The sequence below is a fragment of the Rhodococcus sp. MTM3W5.2 genome, from assembly GCF_001984015.1.
Classification (GTDB): Bacteria; Actinomycetota; Actinomycetes; order Mycobacteriales; family Mycobacteriaceae; genus Rhodococcus_G; species Rhodococcus_G oryzae.
In genome coordinates this window covers 1,780,064-1,796,109 of the sequence record NZ_CP019572.1, presented here as the reverse complement: position 1 = coordinate 1,796,109, position 16,046 = coordinate 1,780,064, and the positions used below count along the sequence as shown (strand labels likewise).

Below are 16,046 nucleotides of genomic sequence, written 5' to 3'. Positions count from 1 at the left end.
TGCGTGGGGTCCGGCGCAGTGTGTCGTCATATCCACTGTGCCAGATCCGCGGCGAGTGCCGCCGGATCGACGTTCGGGTCGATCAGCTTCCAGCTCGAGACCCACTCCCGCTGCGCCAGTCCCCGGTACACCGCACCGGTCCTGGTCTGCAGGTCCGAGTCCCGCTCGTAGGCGTCGAGTTCGCGGGTCGAGTCGGAGGCCTCCCTGGCCCGCGCCCGCGCCCGCGCCAGTTCGACGGGCACGTCGAGCAGCATCTGCAGCGCCGGTCGTGGCAGTCCGAGACGGTCGAACTCCAGCTCGCGCACCCAGCGGACGAACTCGCCGTCCGGACCCTGCCGCAGGCGGGCCGCACCGTAGGCCGCGTTGGAGGCCACGTACCTGTCGAGCAGCACGATGTCGTGCCGCTCGAGCAGGTCCGCCAGTTCCGCCACCGCGCCGCCTCGGTCGAGCGCGAAGAGCACGGCCATCGCATGGACCGACTCGGCCAGGTCCCCGTGCGCCCCCTTGAGCGCCTCGGCGGCGAGATCCGCGTGGATCGAGACGCCGTAGCGGGGAAAGGTGTGCACAGCGACGCGGACGCCGGCCGACGTGAGCTCGGAGACGAGCTTGTCGACCAGCGTCCGCTTGCCCGCGCCGTCCAGACCCTCCAGCGCGATCAGTGTTCCCACTGCGGTGTTGCTCAGTACCGGTAGTGCTCGGGCTTGTACGGGCCCTCGACATCCACGCCGATGTACTCGGCCTGGTCCTTGGAGAGCTTGGTCAGGGAGCCGCCGAGTGCCTCGACGTGGATCTTCGCGACCTTCTCGTCCAGGTGCTTGGGCAGGCGGTAGACCTCGTTGTCGTACTCGTCCGGCTTCGTCCACAGCTCGATCTGCGCGATGACCTGGTTGGAGAAGCTGTTGCTCATCACGAACGAGGGGTGGCCCGTGGCGTTGCCCAGGTTCAGCAGGCGGCCCTCGGACAGCACGATGATCGAGTGGCCGTCCGCGAACGTGAACTCGTCGACCTGCGGCTTGATGTTGATGCGGGTGACGTCGGCCGCCCGCTCAAGGCCCGCCATGTCGATCTCGTTGTCGAAGTGACCGATGTTGCCCAGGATCGCCTGGTGCTTCATCTGCTTCATGTGCTCGAAGGTGATGATGTCCTTGTTGCCGGTCGAGGTGATGACGATGTCGGCCCAGCCGATCGCCTCCTCGACGGTCTTGACCTCGAAGCCGTCCATCAGCGCCTGCAGGGCGTTGATGGGGTCGATCTCGGTGACCGCGACCCGCGCGCCCTGGCCGCGCAGCGCCTCGGCGCAGCCCTTGCCGACGTCGCCGTAGCCACAGACCAGCGCCGCCTTGCCGCCGATCAGCACGTCGGTGCCGCGGTTGATGCCGTCCAGCAGCGAGTGCCGGGTGCCGTACTTGTTGTCGAACTTGCTCTTGGTGACCGAGTCGTTGACGTTGATGGCCGGGAAGGTCAGCTCGCCGGCCGCGGCCACCTGGTACAGGCGCAGCACGCCGGTGGTGGTCTCCTCGGTGACGCCCTTGACGGACTCCGCGATCGTCGTCCACTTGGACTTGTCGGCCTCGAGCGACTGGCGCAGCAGCGCGAGGAACACCTTGTACTCGTCCGAGTCGTGCTCGTCGTCGGTGGGCGGCACGACGCCCGCCTTCTCGAACTGCGCACCCTTGAGCACCAGCATGGTGGCGTCGCCGCCGTCGTCGAGGATCATGTTCGCGGGCTCGCCCGGCCAGGTGAGCATCTGCTCGGCCGCCCACCAGTACTCCTCCAGCGTCTCGCCCTTCCAGGCGAACACGGGGATGCCCTTGGGCTCCTCCGGGGTGCCGTGCGGGCCGACGACGATCGCGGCCGCGGCGTGATCCTGGGTGGAGAAGATGTTGCACGAAGCCCAGCGGACCTCGGCGCCGAGCGCGGCCAGCGTCTCGATCAGCACGGCGGTCTGGATCGTCATGTGCAGGGACCCGGAGATGCGGGCACCCTTGAGCGGCAGGACCTCGGCGTACTCACGACGAAGGGCCATCAGGCCCGGCATCTCGTGCTCGGCGAGACGGATCTCCTTGCGGCCGAACTCGGCGAGCGAAAGGTCCGCCACCTTGTAATCGATTCCGTTGCGGGTATCCGCCTCGAGCTTGTTCTCAGACACTGAGGTCGTCATCTGCCTCTCCTGGTTGCCGATATCTCGGGTAAGGCTATCGGGTTTCCTCCTGGGGCGGGCGCGCGAGTTATGCCTCGGCGGCGCCGACGATCGCCTCGATGAAGGGCACGAAGATCCGGGCCAGGTCCTCGGCCACGTTGCGATCCGAATCCGGCGGCATGGAGATGTAGCTGATCGCCAACCTGACGATCCCCGGCTGAGGATTCCGGCGTCGGCGGGCGAGGCCTGAATCCAGCTGCGCTCCAATGTTTCCGCGAGCCTGGCCGAGGCGTGGTCGAGCAGAGGGGCACTGTCGGTGGTGATCAGTCGCAGCAGGTCCGGCTTGGCCTCCCCGGTGAGCAGCGACTGGACCAGTGGATCGGAGGCACTCTGCTGGAAGAACGTGGTGAACGCCTCGACCAGGCCCACGTGCGGCCGACCCACGTTGCCGTAGATGGAGTCCTCGATGGCTCCGACGAAGCGGTCCGCCAGCTGCAACGCGTACGCCTGCGCGAGACCCTGCCTGGACTTGAACTCGTTGTAGACGGTCTGCCTGCTGACACCGGCTTCGGCCGCGATGTCGGTCATCGTCACCTCGGACCAGTCCTTGACCGACAGCAGATCCCGCATCGCGCCGAGAACCGAATCCCGCAGCAGTGTGCGAGTCGCCTGTTGGAACGGGATTCGGTTCGTCGGTGCCATGGTGGCGAGAGTGGCAGCATGCATCCGGGCCGTCAAACAGGGACCCGCTGACTCAACGCCGTGAGGTCCTGACCCTCGTCCGCCAGGAGCGCCGGATCGATCGTCGGGTGCTCGCCGATCAGGACCCGCGCCGCCCGGAGGTCCTTGGGCCTGCCGAGGGTCACCGCGCCGACCAAGCGTCCGTCCCGCCGCGTGAGCAGGGTGAAGTCCCGACCGTCGATGCTGCCCGGACGACGGTGTCGTCGTCGGCCTGCGGCCACCCCGCGATCTGGAGATTGAGCCCGTACTGCGAGGACCAGCACCAGGGCACCTCGCGGGCCGTTACGGGCTCCACGCCTGCCAGGCCCGCGAGCATCGCGCGCGCGGCGGCGGCGCCCTGGGTCTGCGCAGAGTTCCAGTGCTCGGTTCGATGCCTGCCGCCCAGCACGAGATTCGGGCAGTTGGCCACGTCCCCCGCCGCGTACACACCGGGCTCCGAGGTGGCGTAGCGCTCGTCGACCACGATCCCGTCCGCGGTGGCGAGCCCGGCCCGCTCCGCGAGGAGCGTGTTCGGCACCATTCCGACCGCGAGCAGCGCCGCGCCCGCGGACCACACCGTCCCGTCGTCGGCGGTGGCACGCACCCCGCCCGCGCCGTCCGAGGCGAGCTCGGCGAGCCGCACCGAGGTGTGAAACGCCACGCCGTGCTCGCGGTGGATCTGCTCGTACAGCTCGCCGACCTGCGGCGGGAGCACCCGGTGCAGAGGCGCGGGCGCCGCTTCGAGAACGGTCACCTCGGCGCCGAGACCCCGGGCGGTGGCTGCGACCTCGGAACCGATCAGGCCCGCCCCGATCACCAGGATCGAATTGGTCCGGTCGATGGCGGCGCGCAGCGGTGCCACGTCGTGCATCGACCGCAGCGCCAGCACGGCGTCGCCTGCCGAGTGCTCGATGGCGCGCGCCCGGCCGCCGGTCGCGAGGAGCAGGGCGTCGTACGGCAGCTCCTCGCCGGTGTCGAGCCGGACCGATCGGCCCGCCACGTCGATCGAGGTGACGGCGACCGACGTGCGGAACTCGATCCCCCGCTCGGTCCAGTAGTCGGCCGCGCGGAGCCGGGCCTTCTCCGCGGGCATCGTCCCGAGCAACAGATCCTTCGAGAGGGCGGGCCGGCGGTACGGATGCGCGGGATCGTCGCCGATCACGGTCACCGCTCCCGAGAAGCCCTCCGCCCGTAGCGTTTCGGCAGCGGTGATCCCGGCGACCCCGGTGCCCACGATCACGATCGAGCTCACGAGCGGGCAACCTCGACCATCTCGAAATCGGCCTTGGCCGCGCCGCAGTCGGGGCAGCTCCAGTCATCGGGGATGTCGTCCCACCGGGTGCCGGGCACGATGCCGTCCTCGGGCCACCCCAGTTCCTCGTCGTACTCGAAACCACACTGGACACAGCGGTAGAGCTTCATCACGCAGTCCTCTCGAAATCGATCTTCTCCCGCACTCCGCAGTCCGGGCAGCACCAGTCGTCGGGAACCGAATCCCATGCGGTACCGGCCGGGAATCCCTCTCGCGGGGCACCTTTCAATTCGTCGTAGACGTAGTCACACACCGGGCACTGATAGGCAGCCATGGTCACGCCGCCCCATAGCGGGCGAGGATCCGCTCGCGCTTGGCCGGCTGGACGTTCACCCGGGTGATGTCGCCGTCGTAGTGGTCGAGGACGCGCTTGTCCATCACCTTGCGCCAGACCGGCGGGAAGTACGCGAGGGAGATCATGCTGGCGTAGCCGCTCGGCAGGTTCGGGGCGCCGTCCATGCTGCGCAGCGTCTGGTAGCGCCGCGTCGGGTTGGCGTGATGGTCGCTGTGCCGCTGCAGGTGGTACAGGAAGATGTTGGTGCAGATGTGATCCGAGTTCCAACTGTGCACCGGCGCGCAGCGCTCATAGCGGCCGCTCGCGGTCTTCTGACGAAGCAGTCCGTAGTGCTCCAGGTAGTTCACGGTTTCCAGCAGCGAAAAGCCGTAGACGGCCTGCAGCAGCAGGAACGGCAGCACCTCCCAGCCGAAGCCGGCGACGAGCGCGACGTACAGGACGACGGACATCAGCCAGGCATTGAGCACGTCGTTGTGGATGCTCCACGTGCTCTTGTCGAGGCGTTCCATGCGGGTCTTCTCCAGCTCCCACGACGACTTCAGGCTGCCCCAGACGCTGCGCGGCAGGAAGGACCAGAAGGTCTCGCCGAACCGGGCGCTGGCCGGGTCCTCCGGGGTGGACACGCGAACGTGGTGGCCGCGGTTGTGCTCGATGTAGAAGTGCCCGTAGAAGGTCTGGGCCAGGGTGATCTTGGACAGCCAGCGCTCGAGTTCGTCCTTCTTGTGGCCGAGTTCGTGGGCGGTGTTGATGCCGATGCCGCCCATCACGCCGATGCTGAGCGCGAGTCCGATCTTGGAGGCCAGTCCCAGACCGCCCTCGATACCGAGCCAGGCGAGGTTGTCCGCGGTCCACAGATAGCAGGCGAACACCAGACTCGCGAGCTGGAACGGGATGTAGACGTACGTGCAGTACCGGTAGTACTTGTCGTTCTCGAGCCGCTCCATCACCTCCTCCGGCGGATTCTGGCCGTCCGGCCCGAAGAAGATGTCGAGCACCGGCAGCAGCCCGTAGACGAGGATCGGCCCGATCCACCACCACACCGGTGAGACCGCGGACCAGCCCAGTTCGTTGAATCCCCAGACCAGTCCGGCCGCGAGGAAGACAGCGGTCGGCGGGATCAGCCCCAGCAACCACAGATGCCGCTTCTTGTCTCGCCACTGCTCGGCGGGTGCCTGCGCCCCCGGATCGACCTGCATTGCCACGACTGCCTCCTCTGAGACGGGGCCCACGACTGTGAGGTGGACCACGTAGCAATAGACGATATGCCACATTTCGTCTGCCGTCTATACAAATCAAAGGATTTGTACACGCGCCGACCGGTGAACGCAGAACACCCCGCCGATGGATCCGGCGGGGTGTTCTCAACACGATGGTTCGGCCTGGTCGGCCAGGGGTCAGAGCCCCACGCCTCCCGGCCCCTCGGGACCGCCCAGGTGACCGAGCGCCTCGGCCTCCACCCCGGGCGGGGGCGTGGCCCGCTTGCCCACCATCGAATGCCGGTATCCGTAGAGGAAATAGACGACGATGCCGATGGCCATCCAGACGACGAAGCGGATCCAGGTCTCCACCGACAGGTTGAGCATCAGCCACATGCAGGCGAGCACCGCGAGGATCGGGACCAGCGGCACCAGGGGCACCTTGAAACCGCGCGGCAGGTCGGGCCGCGTGCGACGCAGGATGATCACCCCGACGCATACGAGCACGAAGGCGAAGAGAGTGCCGATATTGACCATCTCCTCGAGCGTGCCCATCGGGAAGAAGCCGGCCAGCAAGGCAGAGACCACACCGACGATGACGGTGATCCGCACCGGGGTCCCGTGCGGACCCGTGTGCGCCAACTTCCTCGGCATCAGTCCGTCCCTTGACATCGCGAACAGCACCCGGGTCTGACCGAGCAGCATCACCAGGACGACCGTGGTGAGCCCGGCGAGGGCACCCAGGTTGATCACCCACTGCGCCCAGGTGATCCCGTGGATCTCGAATGCTGTTGCCAACGTCGAGCTCTCGCCCGCGAGGTCCGTGTACGGAACCATCCCGGTGAGCACCAGGGTCACCGCGACGTACAGGACGGTGACGATGGCCAGGGATCCGAGGATGCCCCTCGGCAGCGACTTCTGCGGATTCTTCGTCTCCTCGGCCGTGGTGGCCACGACGTCGAATCCGATGAACGCGAAGAAGACCAGGCTGGAGGCGGCGAGTAGGCCGTACCAGCCGTAGGTGCTGCCGCCCGCGCCCGTGAGATAGGAGAACAGCGATTGGTGGATGCCCTCGCCGGTATCACCGGGCTGCGACGGCGGGATGTACGGCGAGTAGTTGGCCTTGCTGATGTAGAACGCGCCCACCACGATCACCAGCAGGACGACACCAACCTTGATCCCGGTGACGACGGCGGAGACCCGGGACGAGAGCTTGGTGCCGGTCGCCAGGATCACGGTCAGTCCCGCGATCAGCAGTACCGATCCCCAGTCGAAGTCGATCGGCCCCAGCTCGACGACGGTCGACCCCTCGGCGCCGATCACATTGCCGAGGTACAGCGACCACCCTTGGCCACCACCGAGGCGGCCAAGGCGAATTCCAGGATGAGGTCCCAGCCGATGATCCAGGCGACGAACTCACCGAAGGTGGCGTAGGAAAAGGTGTACGCGCTGCCGGCGACAGGAACGGTCGAGGCGAACTCCGCGTAACACAGCGCGGCCAGGCCACACGCGATCGCGGCGAGCACGAATGCGAGCGAGACCGACGGCCCGGCGACATTGCCCGCGGTACGCGCGGTCAGCGTGAAGATGCCCGCGCCGACGACCACCGCGACACCGAAGACCGTCAGGTCCCAGGCCGTCAGATCCTTCCGGAGCTTGCTGTCCGGCTCGTCGGTGTCCGCGATCGACTGCTCGACCGACTTCGTTCTGAAAATCCCGGATCCCATCGCTACCTCCTCGTGAGGGAATGCGGCCAAGCCTATTGCGCCCGGCACCCCTCACACGAGGTTTCGCAACGGTGGCGCGTCGGCTACGAGGCGGGCACCCGGTACAGGTCGGGCTCGAGGTAGATGACCCGGTCGAACGGGCCCGCGGCCTGCCGCCGGAAGCTGCGACTACCGCCGAGCTACCAGGGGGTGTTCACCCGACCGCGGCGCTGAACACCTGAGCGGTCGAGGTCCGGGCGACGGCAACGAACTCGGGATCCGAGGCCGCGATCCACGCCGCGCCGCCCTGCTCGAGCTCCAGGATCTTTCCGCCGCTCCGAAGCGTGACAGCTCCTGAGGTGCACAACAGTATCCGCGGACCGGCGAGTTCGAACTCCACCGAGGCGGGGTGCCGATCTCCTGACCGGTCCAGGTCCACCCGGGTCAGCGCGAACTCGGGGGCGGGCGTCTCGTAGACGACGGTGGCGGCACCGGGGACCGCGGACGGCGTCAGCACCGGTCCGGTGAGCGGCTCGAAGTCGAGCACCCGCAACAGCTCCGGCACGTCGACGTGCTTCGGGGTGAGCCCGCCACGCAACACGTTGTCCGAGTTCGCCATCACCTCGACAGCGAGCCCGTGCAGGTACGCGTGCAGGTTTCCGGCTGCGACGTAGAGACCCTCGCCCGGCTGCAGGGTGATCCGGTTCAACAGCAGCGAGGCCAGCACACCCGCGTCGCCCGGGTAGGACTCGCCCAGACCGAGCACGGTCCGCAGCTCCGCGGTGTACGCGCGCGCGCCAGGACCACCTGACAGGTACCGCACGCAACCCTCGAGAATCTGTGGGAGCAGCGCTTCGAGCGCAGGCGGGGGAAGCGTGATCCAGGTGGTGAACAGCGCCCGCAATCCCGACGAATCGGGTTGTCCCGCAAGGAGAGCGATGTAGTGGTCGAGCGCGGGCACCTCGAGGGCCCTGAGCAACTCGATGGTCCGATGCGGATCCCGGAATCCGGCGAGCACCTCGAACCGGGTCAGCGCCACCACCAGTTCCGGCTTGTGACTGTCGTCGCGGTAGTTGCGCACCGGTGAGTCGAGCGGAATCCCGGCGGCCTCCTCGCGCTGGAAGCCCTCCTTGGCCTGGATGGCGCTCGGGTGGGCCTGCAGCGACAGCGGTTCCTCGGCGGCGAGCAGCTTGAGCAGGAACGGCAACCGGTCACCGAACTCGGCCCGCGCCCGGTCACCGAGCTGGCCTGCCGGGTCGGCGTCGACCGCCTCGAGCAGCGAGACCGGATCCGCGCCGCCGAGCAGACGTGCCGGGTCGGCCGGATGCGCGCCGAGCCAGACCTCGGCCTCCGGATGGTTCGACGGCACGGGCCTGCCACACAGTTCGGCGATTGCGGTGCGCGAGCCCCAGGCATAGGTGCGCAGCGCGCCTTCAAGCAACTGCACTAGCTACCGCCGATCAACTGCAGATAGGCCGCGGCCATCTCCAGGCGCACGGCCGTCACCGCCAGCTGCTCGATCTCGGTGCGCTCCCCAGCCATCTCCCGGCCCCCTTGTCGATCTCTTCGTCGTCCTCCACGGCGAGCACCAGCTCGGCATCCGGCAGCACCGCGATCCGGCGCGATGCGGCGGCCTTGGTGGCCGCGCTGGACAGCACGAAGACCCGCACCGGGATGCTCGGTGGCGGACCGTCGAGTTCCTCGTCATGGAAGATCGGATCGTATCCAGCCGCCTCGGCGACGGATCCGCCGGACGCGAATCGTGTGGCCGAGGCCACCACATCGCTGAGGTCGGCAGCCGCGACCACCGCGCCCGCGGTGCGCATGAGCACCTCGGCTCCGTGCCGTGCGAGCGCCCCGGTGGCCGGGCCGTCTCCTGCCAACACCACCCGGCGTCCACGCATGCGGACGGCCAGCGACTTCGCGGGATTGTGGAACACCTCGTTGGCCGGGTGACCGCGCAGCGCCTCGGCGTCGACCGCGTCGGCGAGTTCGTGTAGGTCCGGCAGCAGGTTGTCGGTGCGGGACGGCCCGAGCACGGTCAGCACCGCGAGACCCGCGGACAGGTACCGCAGGAACCCGTGCTGATCGGCGACGCGAATGCGCGGCGGCAGCTGCATCGCCCGTCCGGCCCCCGCTGCGCGGAGCGGCCCCTCGTCCGGCGCGGCGATCACCACCTCGGCGCCCCGGCGCAGAGCCGAATCGACCGCGGACAGCAACCGTGGATCCCCCGCGTCCTCGCCGGCGACGACGACGACATCGAGCGAGCCGACCCACGGCGGGACCGCGGGCAGGTGCAGGATCGGCACGCCGATCCTGGCGCCGAGCGCACCGGTGAGCACCGAGGCGGCCCGGCCTGCGCGGCCACCGCTCGTCACCAGGACGATGCTGCGCGGGCGGAGGTCCCTGATCCGATCGAGGGCGCCCTCGTTGACCGACTCCGCGGTGGCCCGCACCTGCGCCCCACCGAGCGCGGCGGACAGCAGCGATCCCTCGGAATCGGCTGCGGTGACGCTTGCGGAGTCATCGAGGTCGAGAAGGTGTGACGGAGCCGTCATGGCGTCCTTCCTCTCTCGCTCTGCCCGGGGCAAGAATTCTACGGCTCTTCCCGTGTCCGCTAGGCGCGCACGACACCAAGTATCTCAGCCACCAGCGCATCGACCTCTTCGACCGTCCGCGCTTCCACGTTCAGCCGCAGCAAGGGCTCGGTGTTCGAGGCGCGCAGGTTGAACCATGCGCCCTGGCCGAGGTTGACCGTGACACCGTCGAGGCGGTCGACGGACTTCGTGCGGCCCGAGAATGCGGCGAGGACGGCGGCGGTCCGTTCGGCGGCATCCGCGACCGTCGAGTTGATCTCGCCCGAGGCCTCGTAGCGCTCGTAGCTCTTCATCAGGTCGGACAGCGGTCGGTCCTGCTCACCGAGCGCCGCGAGTACGTGGAGCGCGGCGAGCATGCCGGAGTCGGCGCCCCAGAAGTCGCGGAAGTAGTAGTGCGCCGAGTGCTCGCCGCCGAAGATCGCGCCCGTCTCCGCCATCTGCTGCTTGATGAAGGAGTGCCCGACCCTGGTCCGCACGGGAGTGCCGCCGAGCTCGGTCACCAACTCGGGCACCGCCCTGGAGGTGATCAGGTTGTGGATGATCGTGGCGCCGGGCTCCTTGGCGAGCTCCCGCTCCGCCACCAGTGCCGTCACCGCGGACGGGGACACCGGGTTGCCGAGTTCGTCGACGACGAAGCAACGGTCCGCGTCGCCGTCGAAGGCGAGGCCGATGTCCGCGCCGGTCTGCCGGATCCGTTCCTGCAGGTCGACCAGGTTCTTCGGGTCGAGCGGGTTGGCCTCATGGTTCGGGAAGTTCCCGTCGAGCTCGAAGTACATCGGGTCCACGCTCAGCGGCAGCGGTTCGAACACCGCCGGGACGGTGTGCCCGCCCATGCCGTTACCCGCGTCCACCGCGACGGACATCGGCTTCATAGACGACAGGTCGACGAGGCCTCGGACGAAGTCGGCGTACTCGGCGAGCACATCCTGCTCGCTGACAGAGCCCGCCTCGCCGTCGTAGCCGGGCACACCCTCGATGACCTCGGCCGAGATCGTCGCCAGCCCGGTGTCCTGTCCGACCGGCTTGGCGCCCGCACGGCACAGCTTGATCCCGTTGTACTTCGCCGGGTTGTGGCTCGCGGTGAACATCGCACCCGGACAATCGAGCAACCCCGACGCGAAATACAGCTGATCGGTGGAGGCGAGGCCGATGAGGACGACGTCGAGCCCCTGCGCCGTCACTCCTTCGGCGAACGCGTTCGCGAGCTCCGGCGACGACTCCCGCATGTCGTAACCGATGGCCACGCGGTCGGCGCCTGCGCGGACCAGGCGGGCAAACGCGCCACCGACATCACGCACGAAGTCGACATCGATCTGTTCGCCCACCACTCCGCGGACGTCGTATGCCTTGATGACGGCATGGACGGATTCGGCGGGACGTGCCACTGCGATAACTCCTGCGTTCGGGGACGGTCTTGATCGGTGCACCGCCAGCCTAGTGCCAGGTGCCGCGCGGGTCAGTTCGTGGGATCGGGCAGAACCCGCAGATGGCCGCGACGACCGGTGCGCGGGGCCGGGGCAGGCGCGTGTGCCGTTTCCACCGAACCCGACGCCGCGGAATCGACGGATGCACGCTCGGGCATGCCCGCCTCGCGGACGGCCTCGGCGAGCGCCGTGAGGTCGTCCTCGTCCGGGGTGCTGGTGGAGAAACCGCCCTCGTAGCGGACCAACTCCCAGCCCTTCGGCGCGGTGATCCGGGAAGCATGCGTCTCGCACAGATCCCAGGAATGGGGCTCGTCGACGGTGGCGAGCGGACCGACCACTGCCGTCGAGTCCGAATAGACATACGTCAGCGTCGCAACGGCGGGGTTCTTACACCCAGGCCGGCAGCATCGACGCAGTGCTCTCACGCTGATGAGGGTAGCTGGCAGACCCGCAGGCTCCTACTCGGACACACCGGAAGCCGATGGGTGTCGGTAGGATTGACCTTCATGCGCAGAGCCCGACACGGACGACCGTTGACCTCCCGATCGGCCGCTCGAAGGGGACGCGGTATCCGCGGACCGGTGCTCCCGGCGAGTGTGCCCGCATGGCGCAGCCGGGCGGAGAAGTTCGACATGCTGGTCCTGGAGGCGTTCGCCCCGATCGACGCCCGCTGGCACGATCGGATCACCAAGCTCGACATCGCCGTCGACGAGGTGCCGAAGATCCGCGCGCTCGACCCCGATTCGGTCACCTGGCCGCCGGAGGTGGTGGCGGAGGGACCGGTGCCGCTCTCGCGACTGGTACCGGCAGGCGTTGACCGGCACGGCGCCGCCACGAGAGCGCGACTGGTCCTGTTCCGCCGGCCCCTCGAATTGCGCGCCAAGCGTCAGGAAGACCTCGTCGATCTTTTGAACGAGGTGTTGGTCCGGCAGGTCGCCACCTACCTCGGAGTCGACCCCGAAGTGATCGACCCGGAGCTCGGTGAAGACCCCGAGGACTGAAAGTACTTGATCCGTAAAGGATCCGGCTCTAGACGATTCCGCGCTTGAGCCGACGACGCTCGCGCTCCGAGAGTCCCCCCAGATTCCGAATCGCTCGTCATTCGAGAGCGCGTACTCGAGGCACTCGTCGCGAACCTCGCAACCGAGGCAGATTCGCTTTGCCTCGCGGGTCGAGCCACCCTTCTCGGGGAAGAACGCCTCGGGATCGGTCTGAGCGCACAGGGCGCGCTCCTGCCACTGATCTTCGATGTTCTCGAACATCTCATCAAATCCGGTGACCAGGCTCAGCTGAGGCCGTACCGGCTCCCTCTCCCCCAAAAGTTCGCCAACACCCTCCACTGCGTTCGCTGTGAAATCGGTCTGCGGTTCGTAATCAAGCGCGCTCAGAAGTCGTGATCCCTCGTACTGGTTGGGCATCGTTCCGCCTCCTCACCTTGGATTGCGCAGAAAATTCCGGTCACTTTCGTTCCCCGACAATGTCATCCACTCCGAACGAGCGTTCGAATCAAGGTTCGCCACAACTGATCTCGGGTGGCGAAGGTTGAATGACATACCTGTGATTAGACACGGCACCGAGCGCTGGGGTCAAGCTGTTGGGCAATTCCCCTTACCACCACACACGGCGGAATCGCCTCGACGACGCATTCGTGCGCGTCACCAGCGTGTCGCACCGACTGTCACCGATCGACCGGTGCAAGTCGGCTGCACCGGCGCGGGACGCCTAGGCTCTTGAGCTGTGAGAGTCACAGTATTGGTCGGCGGCGTCGGTGGAGCCCGTTTCCTGCAAGGTGTGCGGAGCCTGCTCGGAGAATCGGATGCCGCGGGCACACACGAGATCACCGCGGTCGTGAACGTCGGAGACGACGTCTGGATGCACGGCCTGCGCATCTGCCCCGACCTGGACACCTGCATGTACACGCTCGGTGGCGGCATCGACCCCGAGCGGGGTTGGGGTCACGTCGGCGAAACCTGGAACGCGAAAGAGGAACTCGCGGCCTACGGCGCTAAGCCGGATTGGTTCGGCCTCGGCGACCGCGACATCGCCACACACCTCATCCGGACCCAGATGCTGCGTACCGGTTATCCACTGTCGGCGGTCACCGAGGCGCTGTGCAATCGCTGGCAACCCGGTGTACGACTGCTCCCGGTTACCGATGACCGCAGCGAAACCCATGTGGTCATCACCGATCCGGCCGACGACGAGCAGCGGGCGATCCACTTCCAGGAATGGTGGGTCCGCCACCGCGCTCAGGTTCCGACGCACAGCTTCGTGCACGTCGGCGCCGACAAGGCCACGCCAGCACCCGGGGTCATCGACGCGATCGAGAACGCGGACGTGGTGCTCCTGGCACCCTCCAACCCGGTGGTCAGCGTCGGCGCCATTCTCGCGGTGCCCGGGATCAGGGGCGCGCTTCGAACCGGCAAGGCAAAGGTCGTCGGCCTGTCCCCCGTCATCGACGGAAAGCCGTTGCGCGGCATGGCCGACGAATGCCTGGAGGTGATCGGCGTGGAGACCACCGCCGAGGCGATCGGACGCTACTACGGCGCCCGCTCGGACACCGGGATCCTGGACGGCTGGCTCGTCCACGAGACCGACACCGCGCAGGTTCCCGGAGTGCAGGTCGAGGCGGTCCCGCTGCTGATGACAGACCCGGAGACGACGGCAGAGATGGCGCGGGCCGCGCTGCGCCTGGCCGGGGTCACGGTGTGAACGGCGATCACGGAGCCGGCGGTTCCATCGAGATCCTCCCCGTACCAGGACTTCCCGAGTTCCGGCCGGGTGATGACCTGGCCGCCGCGATCGCGGCTCGGGCGCCGTGGCTGGTGGACGGCGATGTGTTGGTCGTCACGAGCAAGGTCGTCTCCAAGGTCGAGGGCCGAATCGTGGCCTCCCCCACCGATCCCGACGAACGCGATGCCGTTCGCCGACGCCTGGTGGATCAGGAAGCCGTCCGGGTCGTCGCCCGCAGGGGCCGCACCCTGATCACCGAGAACAGGCTGGGCATCATCCAGGCGGCGTCGGGCATCGACGGTTCGAACGTGGACCCGGCGGAACTGGCGCTGCTGCCGGAAGACCCCGATGCGAGCGCCAGGCAGCTGCGTCAACGGTTGGCCGAACTGCTGGGCGTGAGCGTCGCCGTGGTCATCACCGACACCATGGGTCGGGCATGGCGGGTCGGCCAGACGGACGCCGCGATCGGCGCGTCCGGACTGCCCGTGCTGCACGGCTACGCCGGATCCGTTGACGCCCAGGGCAACGAGCTCTACGTGACGGAGGTCGCGGTCGCGGACGAGCTCGCCGCTGCGGGCGATCTCGTGAAGGGGAAGGTCGGCAGCGTGCCGATCGCCGTTGTTCGCGGGTTCGAGTTCGAGGACGACGGTTCGGTGGCGCGGGACCTGGTGCGGCCAGGCGAGGAAGACCTGTTCTGGCTCGGCTCCAACGAGGCAGTGGAGCGGGGCAGGGGCGAGGCCCTGCTGCTGCGTCGCTCTGTGCGCGAGTTCTCCTCCGAATCGATTGATCCGGAAGCCCTCCGGGACGCGATCGCGGAGGCCCTGACGGCGCCTGCACCGCACCACACCCGCCCGGTGCGCTTCGTGTGGATCCGCACGGCCGCGACCCGGAGGCGATTGCTGAACGCGATGCGGGAGCAGTGGCGCTCGGATCTCACAGCGGACGGACTGAGCCTGGAGAAGATCAACGCGCGGCTCGACCGGGGCAACATCCTGTTCGACGCGCCGGAGCTGGTGATCCCGTTCTGCGTGCCCGAGGGCGCGCACCGCTACCCGGACGAGGCCAGGACGAGGGCCGAACAGACGATGTTCACCGTCGCCGCAGGCGCCGCCGTGCAGGGGCTGCTGGTGTCGTTGGCCACCAAGGGGATCGGCAGCTGCTGGATCGGGTCGACGATCTTCGCGGCGGACCTCGTCCGTGCCGAACTCGGCTTGCGCGCGGACTGGCAGGCCCTCGGCGCCATCGCCGTCGGGCATCCGCTCGAGCCCCTCGCGCCGCGTGTGCCGGGCGAGCCAGGTGACCTGCTGGTGGAAATGTGAGCGCTCAGTCCCTGCACCGTTCGGCGCGCGAGGCGTTGCTGGGCTGGCGGACACCGAGCGCGGCCGACGAGTCGTTGCGGCACACCATGCTCGCGTTCCTCGACTCGGCGCCGCTGGGCTGCCTGCGCGAGCATGCCCCCGGCCACATCACCGCGTCGTCTCTTGTGCTCAGCGAGGACGGGCGACAGGTGCTGCTGACCCTGCATCCGCGGGTCGGGCGCTGGATCCAGCTCGGCGGCCACTGCGAGCCGGGCGACGAGACGGTGGTCGACGCGGCCCTGCGCGAGGCCACCGAGGAGTCCGGGATCGCGGGCCTGCGGATCGACCCGGTCCTGCTGTCTGCGCACACGCACCCGATCACCTGCTCGCTCGGCCAGCCGACGCGGCATCTCGATCTGCGCTTCCTCGTCTGGGCGGAGAACGACGCACCGATCGTCGTCAGCGACGAGTCGACCGATCTGCGATGGTGGCCGGTCGATGAGCTGCCGGAGACCGCCGAGCGGGAGACTATCGATCACCTGGTCCAGTTGGCCCGGCTGCGCTCGAGCTAGAACGCCGCGGCGGGGTCGGTGATGGTGGCGAGCTCGGGAAGCGTCGGCAAACC

Annotated in this window: 13 protein-coding genes and 4 pseudogenes; 4 read left to right on the top strand and 13 right to left on the bottom strand. The window is 68.1% G+C overall.

Annotated features, from left to right (window positions below; all coding sequences use genetic code 11):
* Positions 1-26: 26 nt before the first annotated feature.
* The 12 genes and pseudogenes from BTZ20_RS08225 to BTZ20_RS08170 form a co-directional block, all read right to left on the bottom strand.
* A complete protein-coding gene (locus BTZ20_RS08225; RefSeq protein ID WP_077041024.1) occupies positions 27-668 on the bottom strand; it encodes a dTMP kinase in 642 nt (213 codons plus the stop codon).
* Between the two features lie 11 nt (positions 669-679).
* Positions 680-2,161 (bottom strand): adenosylhomocysteinase, encoded by a 1,482-nt coding sequence (ahcY, locus tag BTZ20_RS08220; RefSeq protein ID WP_077041023.1) that lies wholly within the window; start codon positions 2,159-2,161, stop codon positions 680-682.
* A gap of 67 nt (positions 2,162-2,228) precedes the next feature.
* A pseudogene (locus tag BTZ20_RS29395) lies at positions 2,229-2,824 on the bottom strand (TetR family transcriptional regulator).
* A gap of 50 nt (positions 2,825-2,874) precedes the next feature.
* Positions 2,875-4,094 (bottom strand): annotated as a pseudogene (locus BTZ20_RS08210) (NAD(P)/FAD-dependent oxidoreductase).
* 14 nt (positions 4,095-4,108) lie between these two features.
* On the bottom strand, positions 4,109-4,282 hold the full coding sequence (locus BTZ20_RS08205) for a rubredoxin (RefSeq protein ID WP_077041022.1): 174 nt from the start codon (positions 4,280-4,282) through the stop codon (positions 4,109-4,111).
* Entirely contained in the window at positions 4,282-4,446 is a 165-nt protein-coding gene (locus BTZ20_RS08200; protein WP_072752452.1) for a rubredoxin, read from the bottom strand. Before BTZ20_RS08200 ends, BTZ20_RS08205 begins: the two co-directional genes overlap by 1 nt.
* A 2-nt stretch (positions 4,447-4,448) precedes the next feature.
* Positions 4,449-5,663, bottom strand: a complete 1,215-nt coding sequence (locus tag BTZ20_RS08195) for an alkane 1-monooxygenase (RefSeq protein WP_077043571.1) — start codon at positions 5,661-5,663, stop codon at positions 4,449-4,451.
* Positions 5,664-5,861: 198 nt separating this feature from the next.
* Positions 5,862-7,390 (bottom strand): annotated as a pseudogene (locus BTZ20_RS08190) (amino acid permease).
* 193 nt (positions 7,391-7,583) lie between these two features.
* Positions 7,584-8,816 carry a mannose-6-phosphate isomerase, class I gene (manA, locus tag BTZ20_RS08185; RefSeq protein WP_077041021.1) on the bottom strand — a complete coding sequence of 411 codons (1,233 nt, stop codon included), beginning with the start codon at positions 8,814-8,816 and terminating at the stop codon, positions 7,584-7,586.
* 55 nt (positions 8,817-8,871) lie between these two features.
* Positions 8,872-9,927: a tobH protein gene (locus BTZ20_RS08180; protein WP_223263677.1), complete on the bottom strand. Its 1,056-nt coding sequence runs from the start codon at positions 9,925-9,927 to the stop codon at positions 8,872-8,874.
* A gap of 59 nt (positions 9,928-9,986) precedes the next feature.
* Positions 9,987-11,351, bottom strand: a complete 1,365-nt coding sequence (locus tag BTZ20_RS08175) for a phosphomannomutase/phosphoglucomutase (protein WP_077041020.1) — start codon at positions 11,349-11,351, stop codon at positions 9,987-9,989.
* 71 nt (positions 11,352-11,422) lie between these two features.
* Complete coding sequence (locus BTZ20_RS08170; RefSeq protein WP_077041019.1) at positions 11,423-11,815, bottom strand: DUF3499 domain-containing protein; 393 nt, start codon at positions 11,813-11,815, stop codon at positions 11,423-11,425.
* Positions 11,816-11,896: 81 nt separating this feature from the next.
* On the opposite strand from BTZ20_RS08170, the gene BTZ20_RS08165 reads away from it, so the two are divergent.
* Complete coding sequence (locus tag BTZ20_RS08165) at positions 11,897-12,391, top strand: metallopeptidase family protein (protein WP_077041018.1); 495 nt, start codon at positions 11,897-11,899, stop codon at positions 12,389-12,391.
* A gap of 28 nt (positions 12,392-12,419) precedes the next feature.
* On the opposite strand, the pseudogene BTZ20_RS08160 reads toward BTZ20_RS08165, so the two are convergent.
* Positions 12,420-12,652, bottom strand: a pseudogene (locus BTZ20_RS08160) (WhiB family transcriptional regulator).
* A gap of 475 nt (positions 12,653-13,127) precedes the next feature.
* Between BTZ20_RS08160 and cofD the strand changes: the two are divergent.
* Genes cofD through BTZ20_RS08145 form a run of 3 tightly spaced genes read left to right on the top strand, consistent with a single transcriptional unit; the run spans position 13,128 to position 15,993 of the window.
* A complete protein-coding gene (gene cofD / locus BTZ20_RS08155) occupies positions 13,128-14,102 on the top strand; it encodes a 2-phospho-L-lactate transferase (RefSeq protein ID WP_077041017.1) in 975 nt (324 codons plus the stop codon).
* Positions 14,099-15,442, top strand: a complete 1,344-nt coding sequence (locus tag BTZ20_RS08150) for a coenzyme F420-0:L-glutamate ligase (protein WP_077041016.1) — start codon at positions 14,099-14,101, stop codon at positions 15,440-15,442. Before cofD ends, BTZ20_RS08150 begins: the two co-directional genes overlap by 4 nt.
* Positions 15,439-15,993: an NUDIX hydrolase gene (locus BTZ20_RS08145; protein ID WP_077041015.1), complete on the top strand. Its 555-nt coding sequence runs from the start codon at positions 15,439-15,441 to the stop codon at positions 15,991-15,993. Before BTZ20_RS08150 ends, BTZ20_RS08145 begins: the two co-directional genes overlap by 4 nt.
* Positions 15,994-16,046 lie beyond the last annotated feature (53 nt).

Excerpts from the sequence above, each read along its gene's own strand:
- BTZ20_RS08200 (WP_072752452.1), bottom strand. The coding sequence starts at position 4,446 with ATGGCTGCCTATCAGTGCCCGGTGTGTGACTACGTCTACGACGAATTG.
- BTZ20_RS08205 (WP_077041022.1), bottom strand. The coding sequence starts at position 4,282 with ATGAAGCTCTACCGCTGTGTCCAGTGTGGTTTCGAGTACGACGAGGAA.
- BTZ20_RS08165 (WP_077041018.1), top strand. The coding sequence starts at position 11,897 with ATGCGCAGAGCCCGACACGGACGACCGTTGACCTCCCGATCGGCCGCT.
- BTZ20_RS08180 (WP_223263677.1), bottom strand. The coding sequence starts at position 9,927 with ATGACGGCTCCGTCACACCTTCTCGACCTCGATGACTCCGCAAGCGTC.
- ahcY (WP_077041023.1), bottom strand. The coding sequence starts at position 2,161 with ATGACGACCTCAGTGTCTGAGAACAAGCTCGAGGCGGATACCCGCAAC.
- BTZ20_RS08195 (WP_077043571.1), bottom strand. The coding sequence starts at position 5,663 with ATGCAGGTCGATCCGGGGGCGCAGGCACCCGCCGAGCAGTGGCGAGAC.